This is a genomic window from Kordia sp. (assembly GCF_965283645.1).
Taxonomy (GTDB): domain Bacteria; phylum Bacteroidota; class Bacteroidia; order Flavobacteriales; family Flavobacteriaceae; genus Kordia.
In genome coordinates this window covers 3,632,214-3,650,935 of the sequence record NZ_CBDIPG010000001.1, presented here as the reverse complement: position 1 = coordinate 3,650,935, position 18,722 = coordinate 3,632,214, and the positions used below count along the sequence as shown (strand labels likewise).

At 34.3% G+C, this 18,722-nt stretch carries 15 protein-coding genes and 1 pseudogene; 2 read left to right on the top strand and 14 right to left on the bottom strand.

Annotated elements, in window-relative coordinates; genetic code table 11:
* Nucleotides 1-66: 66 nt before the first annotated feature.
* The 7 genes from ACQ654_RS16015 to ACQ654_RS15985 all read right to left on the bottom strand — a co-directional run bounded on the left by ACQ654_RS16015 (nucleotide 67) and on the right by ACQ654_RS15985 (nucleotide 8,407).
* Nucleotides 67-513, bottom strand: coding sequence for a FixH family protein (locus tag ACQ654_RS16015; protein ID WP_430411353.1), 447 nt, complete (start codon nucleotides 511-513; stop codon nucleotides 67-69).
* A gap of 267 nt (nucleotides 514-780) precedes the next feature.
* Nucleotides 781-2,208 carry a cytochrome c oxidase accessory protein CcoG gene (gene ccoG / locus ACQ654_RS16010; RefSeq protein ID WP_430411352.1) on the bottom strand — a complete coding sequence of 476 codons (1,428 nt, stop codon included), beginning with the start codon at nucleotides 2,206-2,208 and terminating at the stop codon, nucleotides 781-783.
* 10 nt (nucleotides 2,209-2,218) lie between these two features.
* Nucleotides 2,219-3,187: a cbb3-type cytochrome c oxidase N-terminal domain-containing protein gene (locus ACQ654_RS16005; protein WP_430411351.1), complete on the bottom strand. Its 969-nt coding sequence runs from the start codon at nucleotides 3,185-3,187 to the stop codon at nucleotides 2,219-2,221.
* Nucleotides 3,184-3,372: a CcoQ/FixQ family Cbb3-type cytochrome c oxidase assembly chaperone gene (locus ACQ654_RS16000; RefSeq protein ID WP_430411350.1), complete on the bottom strand. Its 189-nt coding sequence runs from the start codon at nucleotides 3,370-3,372 to the stop codon at nucleotides 3,184-3,186. Before ACQ654_RS16000 ends, ACQ654_RS16005 begins: the two co-directional genes overlap by 4 nt.
* 5 nt (nucleotides 3,373-3,377) lie before the next feature.
* Nucleotides 3,378-5,573: a cytochrome-c oxidase, cbb3-type subunit I gene (gene ccoN, locus ACQ654_RS15995; protein ID WP_430411349.1), complete on the bottom strand. Its 2,196-nt coding sequence runs from the start codon at nucleotides 5,571-5,573 to the stop codon at nucleotides 3,378-3,380.
* 24 nt (nucleotides 5,574-5,597) lie between these two features.
* Nucleotides 5,598-5,768 carry a cbb3-type cytochrome oxidase assembly protein CcoS gene (gene ccoS / locus ACQ654_RS15990; protein WP_430411348.1) on the bottom strand — a complete coding sequence of 57 codons (171 nt, stop codon included), beginning with the start codon at nucleotides 5,766-5,768 and terminating at the stop codon, nucleotides 5,598-5,600.
* 263 nt (nucleotides 5,769-6,031) lie between these two features.
* Nucleotides 6,032-8,407: a heavy metal translocating P-type ATPase gene (locus ACQ654_RS15985; protein WP_430411347.1), complete on the bottom strand. Its 2,376-nt coding sequence runs from the start codon at nucleotides 8,405-8,407 to the stop codon at nucleotides 6,032-6,034.
* Nucleotides 8,408-8,520: 113 nt separating this feature from the next.
* Here ACQ654_RS15985 and ACQ654_RS15980 point away from each other — a divergent pair, with 113 nt between their 5' ends.
* Nucleotides 8,521-9,198 carry a Crp/Fnr family transcriptional regulator gene (locus tag ACQ654_RS15980; RefSeq protein ID WP_430411346.1) on the top strand — a complete coding sequence of 226 codons (678 nt, stop codon included), beginning with the start codon at nucleotides 8,521-8,523 and terminating at the stop codon, nucleotides 9,196-9,198.
* Nucleotides 9,199-9,700: 502 nt separating this feature from the next.
* Complete coding sequence (locus tag ACQ654_RS15975; RefSeq protein WP_430411345.1) at nucleotides 9,701-10,450, top strand: hypothetical protein; 750 nt, start codon at nucleotides 9,701-9,703, stop codon at nucleotides 10,448-10,450.
* 31 nt (nucleotides 10,451-10,481) lie between these two features.
* On the opposite strand, the gene ACQ654_RS15970 is transcribed toward ACQ654_RS15975, so the two are convergent.
* The 7 genes and pseudogenes from ACQ654_RS15970 to ACQ654_RS15940 all read right to left on the bottom strand — a co-directional run bounded on the left by ACQ654_RS15970 (nucleotide 10,482) and on the right by ACQ654_RS15940 (nucleotide 18,717).
* Nucleotides 10,482-11,282: a hypothetical protein gene (locus tag ACQ654_RS15970; protein WP_430411344.1), complete on the bottom strand. Its 801-nt coding sequence runs from the start codon at nucleotides 11,280-11,282 to the stop codon at nucleotides 10,482-10,484.
* A gap of 157 nt (nucleotides 11,283-11,439) precedes the next feature.
* Nucleotides 11,440-11,625: pseudogene (locus ACQ654_RS15965) on the bottom strand (single-stranded DNA-binding protein); the annotation flags it as partial.
* Entirely contained in the window at nucleotides 11,604-13,085 is a 1,482-nt protein-coding gene (locus tag ACQ654_RS15960) for a recombinase family protein (protein ID WP_430411343.1), read from the bottom strand. The pseudogene ACQ654_RS15965 and the gene ACQ654_RS15960, both read right to left, overlap by 22 nt.
* 69 nt (nucleotides 13,086-13,154) lie before the next feature.
* A complete protein-coding gene (locus ACQ654_RS15955) occupies nucleotides 13,155-15,851 on the bottom strand; it encodes a type IV secretory system conjugative DNA transfer family protein (protein ID WP_430411342.1) in 2,697 nt (898 codons plus the stop codon).
* Between the two features lie 348 nt (nucleotides 15,852-16,199).
* Complete coding sequence (locus ACQ654_RS15950; protein WP_430411341.1) at nucleotides 16,200-16,772, bottom strand: hypothetical protein; 573 nt, start codon at nucleotides 16,770-16,772, stop codon at nucleotides 16,200-16,202.
* Between the two features lie 26 nt (nucleotides 16,773-16,798).
* Nucleotides 16,799-17,788 (bottom strand): hypothetical protein, encoded by a 990-nt coding sequence (locus ACQ654_RS15945; protein ID WP_430411340.1) that lies wholly within the window; start codon nucleotides 17,786-17,788, stop codon nucleotides 16,799-16,801.
* Complete coding sequence (locus tag ACQ654_RS15940; protein WP_430411339.1) at nucleotides 17,785-18,717, bottom strand: T9SS type A sorting domain-containing protein; 933 nt, start codon at nucleotides 18,715-18,717, stop codon at nucleotides 17,785-17,787. The genes ACQ654_RS15945 and ACQ654_RS15940 overlap by 4 nt, the downstream gene beginning before the upstream one ends.
* Between the last annotated feature and the right edge of the window lie 5 nt (nucleotides 18,718-18,722).

Sequence of the window (18,722 nt, the reverse complement as noted above, 5' to 3'; positions counted from 1 at the left end):
CCTGCCTTCGCAGGAATGACATGAGAGTGACAATATTCCAAACAAAAACTCTTTAACCTTTTTCTACTAATACACCAAAACCTCCTTATACAAATACGCTTCGTCATCGTACGTCCAATCTACTTTTATGTCCCAACGACCATCTAGCAAACGATTGTCAGGTATGAGCAATGTGTGATCAGATAACGAAATGTGCATTTCGAAATCGTGCTGTTTGCCCGATGGTCTATATAGGAACACTTTTCCTTTTATTTTTTTTTCAGTTAACGATGTTGGAAACTTCAATACAATTCCCGAACTGATACGTTCCGACGAAACATTTTCAGGCAATTTTTGCGCATTTTTCAACTTATCAATATCACCTTGATATTTCAATTCGGCTTCGTAATATGATTCCGTTACCAAATCATGATCGTATTGTTTTTTAATATTCATATTAATCACAAAGTACATTATGAAGCTTATAAAGCCTATAAATGCTAATACGATTCCTGTTCCCCAATTTATCTTCATGTGTGTTGTTTTTTATGGCATTTCCTTCGAAAAAACGAAGGTCAGGCTTTCAGCTATATCTTTTATCTTGTTTTCGATACAAATTTGTTGTCTCAACGCTATTGATCCATCAAATTCACTCAAACTGACGATAAAAGGATGTCGCCTCAATCCTTAATGCGGTTTTAGTCTTCGTTTTTGTCATTGCGAGAATATTTACACTTACCCTTTTTTATTATTTCAAAGTAGTTCTCGATACAATTTTTAGATTCCCGTTTTCACGGTAACTTAGTTATAACTTGATGGACCAATAAAATTTACCGAAGTTGTTTCTATCAATTCATCTTTACTATACACATCAACTGTAATTTTATTTTTTCCGTTTTTCAATTGACTTTTCGGAATTTCTATAAACAACGTGCCTTCCGCAATTCCTTGTCTTGGAATGACAAAATTTTCAGCGTTTGTCACAGGTTTTATCGTTCCGCCTGTGTATTTTCGAATTTTAAAATGTACCTCATCTATAGAATCTGTTGTTTTATTTATAAGTTTATAGGTAAATACGTTACTGATTCTGTCATTTGGTTTTGTTTCATATAATTGACCTGATAATCGTAAAATGTTTGCTTCTACATCATTCCGAATCATCAACATTCCTATTAAAACTCCAGTCAAAATGACCAAAACTGCGGTATATCCTTTTAATCGTGGTGTAAATTTGAATTTCTCTTTCTTTTCAATTTCAGATTCACTTGTATACCGAATCAAGCCTTTTGGCAAGTCTACTTTTTCCATTATGGTATCGCACTCGTCAATACAAGCCGTACAATTGACACATTCTAATTGTGTTCCGTTTCTGATGTCAATTCCTGTTGGGCATACATTTACACATTGAAAACAATCAATACAATCGCCATTGCCTAATTCGGCTCTATCTTCATTCTTCCGAAATTTTTTACGTCCATTTTCGCCTTCTCCACGCTTATGATCGTACGCCACCAATATTGATTTATCATCTAATAATACACCTTGCAATCTTCCGTAAGGACACGCTATAATGCATACTTGCTCACGAAACCATACAAATACAAAGTAGAATACTGCTGTAAAAATTAGCAATGGAAATAACGTTCCTAAATGTTTAAAAGGTCCGTCTGTAATATCTTGTATCAGTTGATCACTTCCTATTAAATAGGCTAAAAACACATTCGCAATTAGAAACGAAATCACTAAAAAGATGCACCATTTTAAGAGTCGTTTTTTTATCTTTTCAGCATTCCAAGCTTGTTTATCCAATCGAATTTGCTTTCCTCTGTCGCCATCAATCCAATACTCAATACGTCTGAAAACCATTTCTAAAAAGATGGTTTGTGGGCAAATCCAACCGCAAAATATTCGTCCGAAAGCAACCGTAAATAGTGTGATAAATATGACTCCAATAATCATGGAAATCACTACCAAGTGGAAATCTTGTGGCCAAAATGGAAATCCGAAAATATTGAAACGTCTTTCCAACACATTGAATAACAAAAATTGGTTTCCGTTTATTTTGATAAAAGGCGCCGCTACTAAAAATGTGAGTAATATGTAACTGACAATTTTTCGCCATTCATAGTATTTTCCACTTGGCATTTTTGGAAATATCCAAGCGCGTTTTCCTTCTTCATTTATCGTTCCGATGGAATCTCTAAATTTTTCGTTTTCTGGCGTTTCCACAGTAACTATGTTAGTTTGTTGGTGTTTCCGTTAGTACTTGTATTGAATCTTTTACGTTGATATTTTCTTCTACTTTAGGAGTTTCATCTACTTCTTCTTCTAAAACTTCTGGAACCCAAATTTCTCCTTCAGGAGCTTTCGGTACCGCAGGTGTTGTTCCTTGAAAATGCAGCACATAACTTGCTACTTGCGCTATTTGAGATGGTTTTAGCTGTTTTTTCCAAGCTTCCATTCCTTTTCCGCTTCGTCCACCTTCTGAAATTGTTTTGAATACATTGCTTATGCCACCACCCAAAATCCAATGTTTATCTGTTAGGTTTGGGCCAATACTTCCGCCACCATCTACTAAATGACACGCTACACAGTTTTTGGTAAATATTGCTTTTCCTGCATTGATATCGCTAGGTTCTGTAAGTACCACAACCGTTTTATAGTCTACTAAATCTTTGGCTGTTTTTAAATATTCTTGATAGGCTTTGTCAGCTTCAACATATTCAACCGCCAATTCATCATATTGATTTTCTCCATTGAATACATGATATTTAACCATATAAATTACAGCAAAAAAGATAGAGATGTAGAAACTATATATCCACCAAGGTGGTAAGTTGTTATCCAACTCTTTAATTCCGTCATAATTATGATCTAGAATAATTTCGGCTTCTTCTTCAATTGGTTTTGAACCGAGTAATTTCTTATACGTTTCTTTAACCCATTTAAATTCTGGAACTTTATTTTTCTTTGCTAAATAGGCTTCTTTTTGAGCTGGTGTTAAACTATTTAGTAAAATACGTTCCAAAGCAGCTACAATACCTTCAATTGCTATTAGTATTAATAAAACTAAGAGCAAGAATAGCATCACCATTGGTTCTGCCATAAATGCTGGTCGATCTCCAGAGTCCATGAAATATTCAATACCTCCAAATAATAGGAAGAATATGACTAAGACTCGAATCCAGGATGGAATTAGATTTCTCATAGTGTTTGGTTGTTATGTTGATTGTCTAATGGAATATTGCTCACTTTTGTGATGTATTCTTTTTTTGCTGTGATTACCCACCAAAATAGTATTACGAAAAAGGTAAAGAAGATGAGTAAGGAGATGAGTGGATATATTTCTATCCCTGTGATGCTCTCCATATGATTTTTTACAAATTTTAGCATGCTACTTATTTTTGTGTTGTTTGTTCGTCTTTTACTTTAATGTCCGTTCCTAAGCGTTGTAAGTAGGCAATGAGTGCCGTAATTTCACGATCTTTTACAGGAATGAATGTTTCTCCAGTTTCAGCCGCTGCTTTTTTAGCTTCTTCAAATGATTTTTTTAAATCAGGATCATCGTATAGGTTTCGTACAATACCTAATGCTTGTTCGTCCATTGATTTCAACGCATCTGTAATTTCTTCTTGCGAATACGGAACACCAAGTGTAACCATAGCTTCCATTTTGTCTTGCGTCATCGATCTGTCTAAGGCATTTCGTATCAACCAAGGATACGATGGCATAATAGATTTTTCTTCTATTCCTCTCGGATCATACATGTGTTTAAAGTGCCATGAATCTGATTTTAATCCACCTTCACGATGCAAATCGGGTCCGGTACGTTTACTTCCCCATAAGAATGGATGATCGTACACAAATTCTCCTGCTTTAGAATATTCGCCATAGCGTTCTACTTCACTTCTAAATGGTCGTATCATTTGTGAATGACAACCCACACAACCTTCTCTGATGTAAATATCTCTACCTTCCAATTCTAATGGTGTGTACGGCTTGACTTCCGCAATGGTTGGAATGTTAGAATCAATCATGATGGTTGGTACAATTTGTACAATTCCACCAATTAAAATTGCAATTGTAGCATAGATGGTAAGTTTTATCGGCTTACGTTCTAACCACGTGTGCCATCCTTCTCCTTTGGTACGTTTTTTAGAAACACGTTGCAATGCTGGTGCTTCTGCTAATTCGTCTGTTACTTTATTTTTAGATCTAACAATTGTCATCACAATGTTATATGCTAAGAAGAACATTCCGAATATGTATAATGAACCTCCTATGGCACGCATCCAATACATTGGCATTATTTCTGTAACCGTTTCTAAGAAGTTTCCATATACCAATCGTCCGTCGTCTCCGAATTGTTTCCACATGAATGCTTGTGTAAATCCGGCAACATACATTGGCAATGCATACATGATGATTCCTAAGGTTCCAATCCAAAAATGTGCATTTGCCAATCCTTTAGAAAATAGTTTTGTTTTAAATAGTCTTGGCACCAACCAATAGATCATACCGAACGCTAAGAATCCGTTCCAAGCTAAGGCTCCAACATGTACATGGGCAATAATCCAATCGGTAAAGTGTGCAATAGCATTTACATTTTTTAAGGATAATAATGGCCCTTCAAAGGTTGCCATACCATACCCTGTAATTGCTACTACCATGAATTTCAACACAGGATCAGTTCGTACTTTATCCCATGCGCCACGAAGTGTTAGTAATCCGTTGATCATTCCTCCCCAAGAAGGCATGAGTAACATTACTGAGAACGCAACTCCTAAGTTTTGCGCCCATTCTGGCAACGCTGTGTATAGTAAATGATGTGGTCCTGCCCAGATGTATATGAAAATTAACGACCAGAAATGCACAATGGATAGTCTGTACGAGTAAATTGGTCGGTTTGCCGCTTTGGGAATGAAGTAATACATCAGTCCTAAAAATGGTGTTGTTAGGAAGAATGCTACTGCATTGTGTCCATACCACCATTGCACCAACGCATCTTGTACTCCTGCATATACCGAGTAACTTTTCATAGCACTTACAGGCAATTCTAAACTGTTGAATATGTGTAATACTGCAACCGTAACAAATGTTGCTAGGTAAAACCAAACCGCTACGTATAAGTGACGTTGTCTTCTTTTTAAGATGGTCCAAATCATGTTTGTACCAAACGCAACCCAAATAATAGCAATTGCAATATCAAAAGGCCATTCGAGTTCGGCGTATTCTTTGGAAGTTGTGTATCCTAATGGAAGTGTAATTGCGGCTCCAATAATGATTAATTGCCATCCCCAAAAGTTGATATTACTGAGCAAATCACTTGCCATTCGGGCTTTTAGCAATCGTTGTAGCGAGTAGTAAACACCCGCAAAAATGGCATTCCCGACAAAGGCAAAGATTACTGCATTTGTGTGTAATGGACGTAGACGACCAAAACTTAGCCAAGAAACACCTTCAAACCAAGTTGGAAATAAAAATAAGAACGCTAATAGTAAACCTATTAACATTCCAACGATTCCCCAAACGATGGTTGCGTAGATGAATTTTTTAACGATTTTATTATCGTAATAAAATTGTTGGAGTTCCATAATTATACTGATTTATTGTTGTAGTTAGTTTTGTTTTGTTGTTTTTTCTTTGACCAATTCGTCTTCAAATAACATTCGAACCGATGGTGTGTAACTGTCGTCAAATTGTCCGCTTCGAACCGCTATGATAAACGCCACGAAAAAGAAGATTGCGACAACAATACTTATGGTTAGTAAAACATATATAACACTCATACCTATTGAAGTTATGGTTCAAAAGTACGGGCGTATGATTTTTTAAAAAATGACATTTATCATGTTTTGGATTTTATGCGTCGTTATGTTTAGTTTAGGATGATTCTTGATAAGAAGTGGTAAGATTTAATGTGTCACTTCGAGCGCAGTCGAGAAGTTAGTTGACTTACTACTTGTATTGAGTCTCAACTGCGCTCGACTAGACATTTGTTGTAATTAAGGACTAATTATCTTTTGAACTTCGGCTCCATTCAGTGTTCAATTTACGTAAGCTTTCTTCCTATGAAAGATGTGCAAATAGTTGTAAATACTACAATACTGACAGAACTCAATGGCATTAAGATTGCCGCAATAACTGGTGCTAATTGTCCTGTAATGGCAAAATAAAGTCCAATAGTGTTGTAGATAAACGAAAGCACAAAACTCCATTTGATGATGTTGATTGCCGATTGTGAAGCCTTCACATATCGATCTAATTGATTGAATTTTGAAGCATCTAAAATGGCATCACACGCAGGAGAAAATACATTTACATTTTCCGACAAAGCAATTCCGACATCACTTTGTGCCAAGGCTCCAGCATCATTTAAACCATCACCAATCATGAGTACTTTTGCACCTTCGTGTTGGTGATATTTGATGTATTCGAGCTTGTCATCAGGTTTTTGATTGAAGATGAGTTTTGTTTTGGATGGTAATAGTTTTTTTAGGTTTTCACGTTCGCCTTCATTGTCTCCTGAAAGAATTGCTAAATCGTAGGTTTTTTTTAGCTTGTTAAACAGTTTTGAGAGTCCTTTTCGATACGAATTGTAAAACGTATATTTTCCTTTGTACGTTTCGTTTGTACTGATGTGAACCGTTGTATTTAAAATAGTTGATTCTTCTGTATGACCAACAAACGTTGCCGCACCAATTTTGATGTTTGTGTTGTGATAACTTGCTGTCATTCCTTTTCCAAGGTGTTCTTCAAAATGATCGAGCGTTACAATATTGTGTTCCTCTAAAATGTTGTACAACGTCCTACTTAATGGGTGATTGGAACCACGTAAGGTATTTTTTAACAGCGTTGATTCAACTTTGGTTAATTGTTCACCGTCATAACTTGCCGTACTTTTTTGATTTGAAGTAATCGTTCCAGTTTTGTCAAAAATAATTGTATTGATTGCCGCTAATTGTTCTATGACACCTGCGTTTTTTACATAGAATTTTAACTTTCCAAAAATGCGCAATAGGTTTCCAAATGTAAATGGTGCGGCTAATGCAATTGCACACGGACACGCGATGATTAAGACAGCTGTAAATACATTCATTGCTTTGCTTGGATCGTAAAATAACCAAAAAATAGTTGCTATAAACGCTATAGAAAGTACCGTAATTGTAAAGTGTTTACTAATGGTATTTGTTAAGGTTGTAAAGCTTTCTTCTTTGTTTTTGTCGAATACCGCATTACTCCACAATTGTGTGAGGTAACTTTGCTCTACCGATTTGATGGCTTCCATTTCTATAACGCCTGACGTTTGTTTTCCACCTGCAAATATTTTGTCGCCCGATTGTTTTTGAACCGTTTCCGATTCGCCTGTGACAAAACTGTAATCAATTTGTGCATTTCCGTTAATTAAGATTCCATCAACAGGAATTAACTCTTGATTTCTGATTAATAAACGATCGCCTTTTTCAATATCATACACTTGTATTGGTGTTTCTGTTCCATTAGAAATTTTCGTAACCGCAATTGGAAAGTACGATTTGTAATCGCGTTCAAACGATAGGAATGTGTATGTTTTTTGTTGGAAGAATTTACCCAATAATAGAAAAAAGACCAATCCCGTAAGGCTATCAAAGAATCCTGAACCCAAATCGAACATTATTTCTATAGAACTTCTTACAAATAATACTAAAATTCCTAATGCAATTGGCACATCGATATTGAGTAATTTAGCTCGTAAGCCTTTGAAAGCTGAGATAAAATAGTCTTGTGCGGCATAAAAAACCACTGGAATTGAAAAGGCAAACATTAACCAACGAAAGACAGGTTTGTATTGCTCAATCCAAAATCCACTGACTTGAAAGTATTCAGGGAATGACAAAAACATGACGTTTCCAAAGGCAAATCCTGCAATTCCAAGTTTGTAAATTAATGCCCTATTTACTTTGTTTTTTCCTGCTGAATAATCTTCTAAACTGATGTATGGTTCGTAGCCTATTTGACTTAATAATAACACCGTTTCTTTTAATGAAAACGTTGTTGCATTGTATGTAATTCGAACAGTTTTTTTACCAAAGTTAACTTGTGAAGACGAAATTTCTGATTTGAGTTTGTGCAAGTTTTCCAAAATCCAAATACACGAACTACAGTGAATATGCGGAATGTACAACGTAACTATTTGTGTGGTATCATCATTAAATTCTAGTAATTTATCAATGATGTTTTGTTCCGACAGAAAGTCATATTTTCCTTTAATTTCTGTTGGAATAGCTCCTGGAGACGCTTGTAAATCGTAGTAACACGACAAATCATTTTCCGAAAATAATTCGTACACCGTTTTACAACCATAACAACAAAATGATTTTTCTTCTAGTTGTATGACTGTTGATATGCATGCATCACCACAATGAAAACATGTAGTTTGATTATTCATACTATTGCTCATTTATACCTAAAATAAGATGGTAACAAAGGTTACAAATGAATCCATCTTAAAATATGATATTTGTCATGCTTTAATTTTTTAATAATTCTTTACTTCGTGCTATGAATAAGTGTGAGCAATGTATTGTAAAAGAGTTTCATTCTTTAAAATCTTTGACCCAAGAAGAATTGATTCGTATTTCAGATTGTAAAACATCTAAAGTCATCAAAAAAGAACAACCTATTTTTAATGAAGGTGACACAATGAATGGTGTATTTTGTGTCCGTAAAGGCATTTGCAAATTGACTAAATTGAGTGCCAACGGAAATATTCAAATTGTAAAATTGGTTGTGAAAGGTGATTTGTTAGGACAACGTTCTTTAGTGAGTAAAGAATGTGCTAATTTGAGCGCAACAGCACTAAGTGATATGCAAGTATGTTTTATTCCGAAGCGCGAAATTATACGTAGTTTAAACGAAAACACAAACTTTTCTATGGATATTTTAAAAAGCATAGCTATAGGTTTGAGAGAATCTGACAATGTCATTGTGAATATGGTACAAAAACCTGTAAGACAGCGACTTTCAGAGGCACTTCTATATATTTATACTACTTTTGGAACAACAGATGATGGCATGCTTTCCATTATTCTTTCACGAGAAGACTATTCTAATCTTGTTGGTACGGCAACAGAATCAGCTATTCGTATTTTATCTCAGTTTAAAAAAGACGGTTTAATTTCTACTAAAGGTAAACAAATTAAGATTGAAGATATTGATGGTTTGAAGCGAGTGAAATAGTTTTTACAATCATAACTTTCTCTTTTTTAAACAATTAAAAAATTACACTTTTTTTTCGTAACAAATAATTAAAAATGACTCTTCATGAAAAAGCGTCAATATTCCTAATACGTATTTCTAAAATTTAGGGATGTATCTAAATTATTAAGTAATGAAAAAAAAGAATCTAAAATCATTAAAGCTTAACAAAAATTCTATTTCTAATTTTTCTCCTATTGAAGTAATAGGAAAAGGACCCGTTTCTTTTAATTGCAATCCTCATTCGAGAGATTGCGATCCTACTATCCGATACACAACAAGACCTTGCGTTCAGATGAGTATTGGAATATGTGATCATATTACTAGAGCTGAATGTTAACAACGTATCATTAGTACTATTTACACTAATTAATCTAAATCTAAGACAAGCTTCGGTTCGTCTTAGGTTTTGTTATTGATATTCGTTTTCTGTGATTTCCAATCTTTTTCCTACCTTTAATAGCACAAAACCAATACCAATCGTATGGAAACTGATGCACAAACGTTAAAAAGAAAGCAACTCAAAGAAAGCGTATTATTGATTGTTATTATTTTAGTGTTAACTACTGTAGGGATTTTTCTTTTGAGGGATCATGCTGAAAAAGAGGGAAAAGAGCTTATGGAACCAATGGATGAAGTAAGCCAACTCCATGTAGAAGAAGGACTTAAAAATTGTGTGGCTACCACTGAAAATCAATCAAAGAGTTTGGTAAAACTGAATAATGCACTTCAAAAATATAAAGAGCAACACGAAATTACTTTTTTAAAGTTATATAAGTATCATTTTACTTCATCAACATTATTTTTAGTTTTTTCTATTTTATCAGCATTAGCATTGTTTTTAATTACACAAGAAGGTTGGAAAAACACTTCACATTTTATTAAAGCATTGTTTCTTACCTGTACTGCCATGGCGTCTTTCTTTGGCTTATCACTAAGTACGTTTGAACAAAAAATAAGTATTCATCAAAATGCAAATGCTTATATTGATTATGATAATTTGCAAAAAAAATTGCGCAACTTCTGCGCAACTTCATTAACTATCGAAGGCGATTCTATTAGTTTTAGTAAGCTACATTCTGAAATTATGAATGAAGCTAAAGGCTTGCATGGTTTTTATTTAGAATTTGATACTGAAAATATTGATACTGCAACTATCTTTAGCTTAGATGCTAATAATAAAGCAACTGGAAAAGAGAACAAAAAGGATAAGGAAAAAGAAGGTGATCAATAATATTCAAAACTTTATTTATCCTTTGATGTACTTATGCCATTTTTAACTTTCTTTTACGTTTATCTATTTCTGTTTTGTTTGAAGTAGTATCTAATCTACCATTATGTGCGGCTAATGAATCACTTAATGCAGTATTTATATCTGCATGACTTCCTCCACCGTCTATCAATTGATCTACGCGCCTTAAATGTCTTGATCGCGGTGTATGAGATCCATCTTTAGATACATTTCCATCAAATCCTTGACCAGGATCAGTAATGGAGCGTTTATCAGGAGCTTTTCCTAGTGTAAGATTTGGTCGAAATGATTTTATAGCTTTTCTACCATCTCCAGGATCGAGTCCCATAGCAGTTAACATTTGTGGTTTTTGCCCTGACGGTAAATTACCATAATGATCTTCCAATTTAGATTTTGCTACTTTATGATGTAATGTATGCGTATTATCTGCATGACTTTTTCTATTCCATAAATTATACAGTCCGTAAGCGCCAGCGCCAGCCAATCCTGCAATTCCTGCGGTAGTTGCTGCCGCACCAGCTACTAGTCCCAATCCACCAGCTACCACTCCAGAAGCAACTGCTTTTGCGCCAGAAGCTAAATAACTTTCAGGGTATTCTTTTGCTTTTTTATGTTCATTTTTCAAACTACCAGTTTTCCAATCATCCGCTTTTTGAATCACTTCCTTAGAAGTATTAAACATATTTTTTGCTTTTTTAGAAGAAGTTCTATTATCAACTAACTGAATTGGATGTTTCCTTTTTTGTTGAATTGTTCTTTGTTCTGCAACAGATTGAAAACTATTTTGGTTTTTGTTTTTGGTGTGTTTGTACATAGTTAAAAAATAAAATGATTGGAATCTATAGATTTCATCCTGTAAGATACTACTTTCTTTTTTTTATAAAAATTAATCAGCGAGAATTCAATACTGAAATCAGCGACCAATTCCTAAGAATCAGTCGCTTTACAGACCCACATTAGATTCCAAGAATCTATTTCCCCAGCATTAATAGTTCATTGACAACAACTTCTGTTACGTAACGTTTCTCGCCTTCTTTGGATTCGTAGGAACGATTTGTTAATTTGCCTTCAATTGCAATTTCTTTTCCTTTTACTAAGTATTGTTCTGCAATTTCTGCCACTTTGTTCCACGCAATTAGGTTGTGCCATTGTGTTGGGCATTCTGACTTAATTCCAAAGAAGATAGCGGAGCTATTTGTTTTAAGTTGAAGTTTATATTCTTGCCATCGAATTCAATTCGATTGACTACTGACTGTACGATGTATCGTTTCTCTGGACGATCAAGTGTATGCCATTTACTGTATAAATCTTTTGATTGATGCAACACTTCGGAGAAAGAACTTTTTGCTTCTAGCATCTCTTGAAGTTCTCTTTGTAAGGTTTGAATATTCAATTCTATTTGATCTTTTTGTTCTAATAATTGCTCATAATGTTTTTTGAATCCTTTTACAGGAATCTCTCCTTCAATATTGAGCGTTAATAATCTATCCATTTTCTCATCAACTTTCTTGGCTTTGTTTTCAGCAAATTCAATTTCATCTTTTTTCAATTGAATTTCCTCGTTACTTGATTGAGAATATTTGTTTACTTCTTCTTCTGAAATAATAAATTGTTCGAGTCGTGTTTTAAAGATTTCTTCTAAGTCATCTTTATCAATTCTTTGCTTACATTGAACACAGGTATATTTATTAGTTTTAGTTACTAACGACATTTTGTGATTGTTTTGACAATACAAGTAACTTGTAAATAAATGAACTCGCTGATTAAGAGGTTTTCTTTGATTGCTCTTTTCCTCTTGTTCTCTTAAGATAGCGTTGCATGATTCCCATAAGTCTTCTGAAACTATTACAGGACATGGATCAAATATCCATTCGGATTTAGGTTTTAATCCACTTGGATTTTCTGGTGTACGCTTTCCTCTAAAATTTGATTTACGAATACCTTTTGCATCTGAATTCTTTATGAGTCTTTTGACTGTCATATCTGTCCATTTCTTATTGAGTCGAGTTCGATATCCTCGTTCATTCAATATTCGAGCAACAGTAGTTCTTCGTTTGTGTTCAAGAAATAGTTCATAAATAAGTTTTCGTACAGGTGCTTCTTCTTCATTGATCACTAAATATGAGTTTTCAATTTTATATCCATGCGAAGCAATACCTCCAACAACTTTTCCCATTTCGCGTCTTGTTTCGATGGAAGCCATTATACGCTCCAAATTGTTCTCACGTTCCCACTGTCCCATCGCTCCAATCATTGTGTAGAATAATCTCCCGCTTGCAGTAGATGTATCAATATGTTCCCCTAGAGAAACCATATTGGCTTCGTACTTCTGAAAGTAATTTGAATAGTAGATTAATTCTTCAGTATTACGAGCCAATCGAGCAAGCTTACTAAAGATGAGCGTTTGGATAGTTCCACTTTTAATATCTTCGAGCATTCGCTTAGTTTCACTATGATTGATAGTAGACTTTCCCGAAATACTAGGAAGTGTATATACTTTTGTTACATTCCATCCTTTTAATTCTGCGTACTTTCTTCCTCTGTTTTCGTGTATTTCAGGACTCTCTTGATTCTTTTTATCAATAATGCTTACACGAACATATATACCTACATTCATATTATCGTTATTTTACGTTTACCTAAATTTACAAAGACTCCAAAATGAATCCAAGGTAATATGTTTTTATTATTTTTTCTTGGTAAGAAGCTTCACAATCTGTTCTCTAATACTTTTTCCATCGGTTGATGGTGTTGCATTTATCTCGGTTGTGATTCTAAATCCTTTGATTACTTCTTGGCGTGTTTGCGTATTTACATCAATACTATCAAGTACCTCAGCAATCCTATCAGGCTGGATAAATAATACTTGTGAAAAATCTTTTTCAGAGAGCTTTTGCTTTGCCAATGCTTCAATCTTATCCAAGTGATGTTTATTCTTTGAAATCATAACCACAGGAAGATATCCATTGTTTAGACATTTCTTGATGTTCTTTACTTCATATTGAGGCTTATTGGTAATGGATATTTCAAAGGCAATTTTTATTGCATCTTTTTCTAAGGTAATATCAATTCTTCCACCTTCTTTTGTTTCTTTTTCAATGGTTGAAATAAAGTTACGTTCCTGTCCTATTTTCTTAATGACATTTTGCAAGTAACTATGATCCCTATTTCGCAATGAAACTTCTTCGTCTTCTATTAACTTCTTTTTTTCTGCTTCGGAAATACTGGTTCTTACTTCATCATTACTATCATCTTTAACCTCGTTTACTATTGGTGTTTGTTCCTTTGTCACTTGCGGTTGTGAATCCTCTTTAGGCTCCTTCTCTTGAATCTTTGTTACTGTTTTCTCTTTATGATTAACGGATCGTTTAGGTAGCAATAATTCTAATATCTCATCAATTTCTTCCTTTGGTTTACCATAGTTTTTTTGAGAATTTTCGATTATTGATTCACGTATTATTGTAGATGTATCATTAACCTCAGCAAGCATCTGCGTAGAAATATTACAATCCTTATTTGAACTACCAATACGAATAATAGCTTGTCCTGTTCCTAAACTTTGTAAATCTGATGCTTCAAAGGAAGAAAAACCATTCTCCAATTGTTTGGCATCACGATCTCCCAAACGAAAACAAATTCGTATATATGGATTTGAGATAACAGAATTCAATATTTTAGGGTCGTCAATTTGTGCTAATTCTTGATGTGCTAAGATTAATCCCAAACCATATTTTCTCGCTCCACTCAATATCGAAGTAATTGATTTGGTCATGAAATTTTGAAATTCATCAAGGTAGATATAATACGGATGACGTTGTTCTTTTGAAAGTTGTTGTCTGCCTTGCGCTACTTGGTTGAACTTAGAAAGGAATAACGAACCTAAGAGATAGCTGTTATCTTCTCCAATAAGTCCTTGTGATAGTTTGATAAGGATAATCTTTTTTTGTTCAATACAGGCTTTAAAATCAACGCCTTGTTTTTGAGCAAACATGTACCTAATAACCTTGGGACGTAGGAAGGTATCAATTCTTGTTAGCAATGGTGCAATTCCTCTTTTAGCATATTGATATTCGTTATCCCAATAGTAATGAATAGATGGGTCATCTACGTTCTGTAAAAATTCTTTTCTGAATGTATCTTCTAGGAGAAATCGTTTTAATTCAATGAGTGTTCCACCTTCAGAATTTTCTAAGAACGCATTGATAGCTTGCGAGAGAACTGAAGCTATTTTATCCCCCCATGATGTTGCGTAACGTTTGAATGCAGAAACTAAATCAGAACTCAACACCATTTTCTCGGCTTCGGTAGTTGCGTGTAGTAAATTAAATCCTATGGGGAAATCAAGATTTGAAGGGTCAATGAGAATGACATCATCTTTTCTATGTTCTGGAATTCGCAAAAGAACATCTTCAACAATATCTCCATGTGGGTCAAAAAGACAGCAACCATTTCCATGCTTCATATCCTCAATCATCATGTTAGCAATGAGTGTCGATTTACCAACTCCCGTTGAGCCAATAATGTGCGTATGTCGTAATCGTGCTTCATCATTAACACCTACGATATGTGATTCTCCATGATGATGATTAATTCCAAGAGTATATTTTTTGTTGATATATTCTTCTGTTACTCGTTTAGTCATTCCGCCCTGAATCCCAAGTTTTGATGAAACTATCGTCTTATTCGGATAGTGAACAAACGTTGTTAGTTCACTACTGTTGAGAATCATTCCAAATCGGTTACTAATTCTATCTAATAAGTTATATTTATGAAAATCATAGTCGTATCCCTCGTTGGAGAGTGGAATTAAGCTGTTGAAATTGGAACGTGATACCTTAGAGATACTTCGAGCAAGTTCACTTGCTAGGTACTGACTTCGATGGTCATCTGCTCCTTGACTTGCAATACGCATGACAACACTAAACAATGGTTGAGATATTTTTTCTTTTGCACAACTTAACATTTCAGGGCTATCAGAAAAGAATGACCCGCCACTTCCATCACTTACCGCATAAGGAATATCGCGTGACCAAGGAGCTGTTACTCCTTTAAATATCATTTGAAATACGACAAGGTCATTTGTTCTCAATGTGTCTAAGGTAGCAATGATTGACGTTAAAGGGTCAATACTGAACGATTGAGGTATATGAATAGGACGAACAAATTCATTATGTAATCCAAAGTCGCATATTGCGATAGTTCGGTTATCATCAAAACCAAGGCTATCAGTGTCAGTAGGTTTGAGTATGGCAAGAGGAAAATATGCTTTGAGTTGAGATTTAATGCGAACCATATCATTAATACTGCTTACGATTTGAATGCTGATACTGTCGTAAGTACCAATTATTTCAAATGAAATGTTATGCTCACTAAATGAAAGCATATTCAGGAATTCAGTAGTAATGGTTGATGATATGTCGTAAGCTTTGGGAAATGATACTGAAATTCCACACAGATTAGGAACTTCATCTACCGACAGAAAGTTGGCTTCAATGATAACCTCCTTTGTTTGTTTCTCTTGTTTTGGTGTATCAAAAATACTTATTATCTGATTAAACAGAGAAGGAATTTCACCATCGTCAATATATTCATCATATGAAAGATGAGCATGATGAAAAGGAAGATATGGCGGTTCTATATGAACGGGAGTATCAAAGAGGCAGTAACCACGACCTTGATATTCCCATTGATAGAAATTAAGGGTTGCTTGTTCGCTTAAAGACAGCATTCACTAGCGTTTGAATATGTTGTTGAGTACCGGTTGCTTTTCAAGTTCGGTTAAGGCACGTACTCCTTTTTCATTCATAATGTCTTTAATTATTTTTTGAACAGTTGCGTTTGCGTAGGTCATAAACATGGAAGCCGTATCTATTTTGTAATAGGTTTTTGGGTATAGCTTGTCAGCTAAAAAATTACCCACAAACGGAATCCGTTTTATGAGTCTATTTGCTAAAGAATCTTTAGTTAATAACCACCATGAGATAAAGAAGCCTGTTCCAAAAGGAGATGCACATATATCATATTCATACTCTTTCCACATAACTCTTAAATACTTTCTTTGTCCTGATGTCAATCCACCAATATTACGATAAATATACGTTGTAGAAATGCCTTGAATTTCTTTAGATAACAACTCCTTTTTTACCTTGTCGTAAAAATCTTCTGATGAGTATTTGAAGCCATCAATGAGCGTACTCCAATTGGAATGATATTCTCGTATAGCTTTTCCGAAAATGAGTCTAAGAACTCCAATGATTATAAGGATAAACAGAATGTTCTGTAGTAAGTATATTATTGAAAACATAAGGCTATTGTAGTTTTAGTTATTTTTTATTGCACACTAAAGGTTCGTATATCTCCAACATTGGTCGCTCCATCTTCATCCGTTACATATATTAACCACTGATAGTCCAAGCCAGACGAGAGATTACCAAGTGTATATTGTATGTTGTTATTTTCTTGAAGTAAAACTAGATTCGTTCCTACTTGAGAAGCATATACTCTATACACAAGGTTTGAACCATTGGTTTCAAGGTCACTTCCTATCCAGGAAAGTGTTATGGAATTTCCATTAATGACAGCTTCATTTTGAGGACTTAGGTATTGAAGTTGTGGAATTGAATTTACTACACCATTTCCTTGTGTATACAGACTTCTTGTTTCACTAAATGAACTTTCCTGTCCATCAAAAGCTTCTACTTTCCAATACAGAGCCGTTCCAAGTGGTAAATTTAAAGTGTAATTATTATTCCCAAATGCATTATATATATCAGGAGAATTATCAAATTGTGGAGATGTATCGATGTGTAATTTATATGTTACCGAATCTCCTTGTGGATCATTCACATTATTCCATTGAAAAGTAAGATAACTGTTTGAACATTCTGTTTCATTAATTGGAAAGATCAACATTGGTTCAAATGGTGGATCGTTGTAACCATCTAAATAAAATGACCATGTTTGACTATAATTACTCATGTTATCATTACTGTCAATGGTTCGGACTTTCCAATAGTACGTTTGATTTGGGTAAAAATATGCCGTTGTATTGTTTGTGGTTGTAAAATGATGATACGGATTATTGAAATTTGGATCTGTGTCACTATACCAACGATAGCCTACAATATCATCATCTGGATCGGTTGCGTTTGTCCACTCAAAAAACACTTCTTGATCTTCGTATTGTTGTAGCACTGTTGAATTATTACTTGGTAATATTAAGCTTGGTGGATTCGGCGCAATGTTATTGTTTTCTATTTCATCATCAGTACATGAAGACACAAAGATTGTAATTACGAATATGTATAACAATTTTCTCATTGCTTAATGATTTTAAATGTTTGATTGTTGACTGATGAAATTTTAACAATGTATACGCCCGATGGAAGTGATTCAATATTAATGTTAGTTTTTCCATCTTGAATAGTTGGTGTAAAGTTTCCAACTTGTTTTCCATTGATATCAAAGAGTTGGATGATGACATTGGTCTCTTTGAAAGAAGATGGCATTGAAAAGAACAGCATTTTTTTGGTTGGGTTGGGATACAAGGTAATCATGTCAGCGATGTTCAATATTTCCGTATATTTTCCTTCACATGCTTTAGAAGATGTAATTTCTAAGATATCTCCATTTTTTCCCTCAAAATTAAAGCTTGAATTACTGGTTGTTCCAATAACTTCTCCATTGATTGTTATCGTATATGGAGCTGTTCCGTGAATGAAATCTATATCAAAACTATTGCCGTTGTTTGCTATTCTATTCACAATTTCTAAAGGTTCAGGTTCGTCAATGTTAAGAATAAATGTTTTTTGAAATATAGTTTCAGGTATATCCTGAATAGTGATATATAGATAATATTCGCCACCATCTAAGTTATCAAACTGCAATTCCCAGTTATTGATAGCTTGTGAAGTGATTGTTTGCGCTACATTACTATCGCTATTTACCAAGCGAACCACGTATATATTTTTTCTTAACGCTTCAATAATGACACTTCCATCGTTTGAGTTGATACAGCTTAAACCAATGGCATTTACCGTAAAATTGTTGTACGGGAGCTCGACATCTACTGTTTTACCCAAGCGATTCCCAAGATTATCATAGTTGTACTCGTAAACGATTCCGCTATAAAAAACAACCTTTACCAAGCGGTTTAGGTTGTCGTATTCATACATGCGTTGTTCTTCGTGAACTTGTGCGAAGAGTGTGATTGGGATAATGAATAATAGTATGTTTATTAAATTTTTCATTTTTA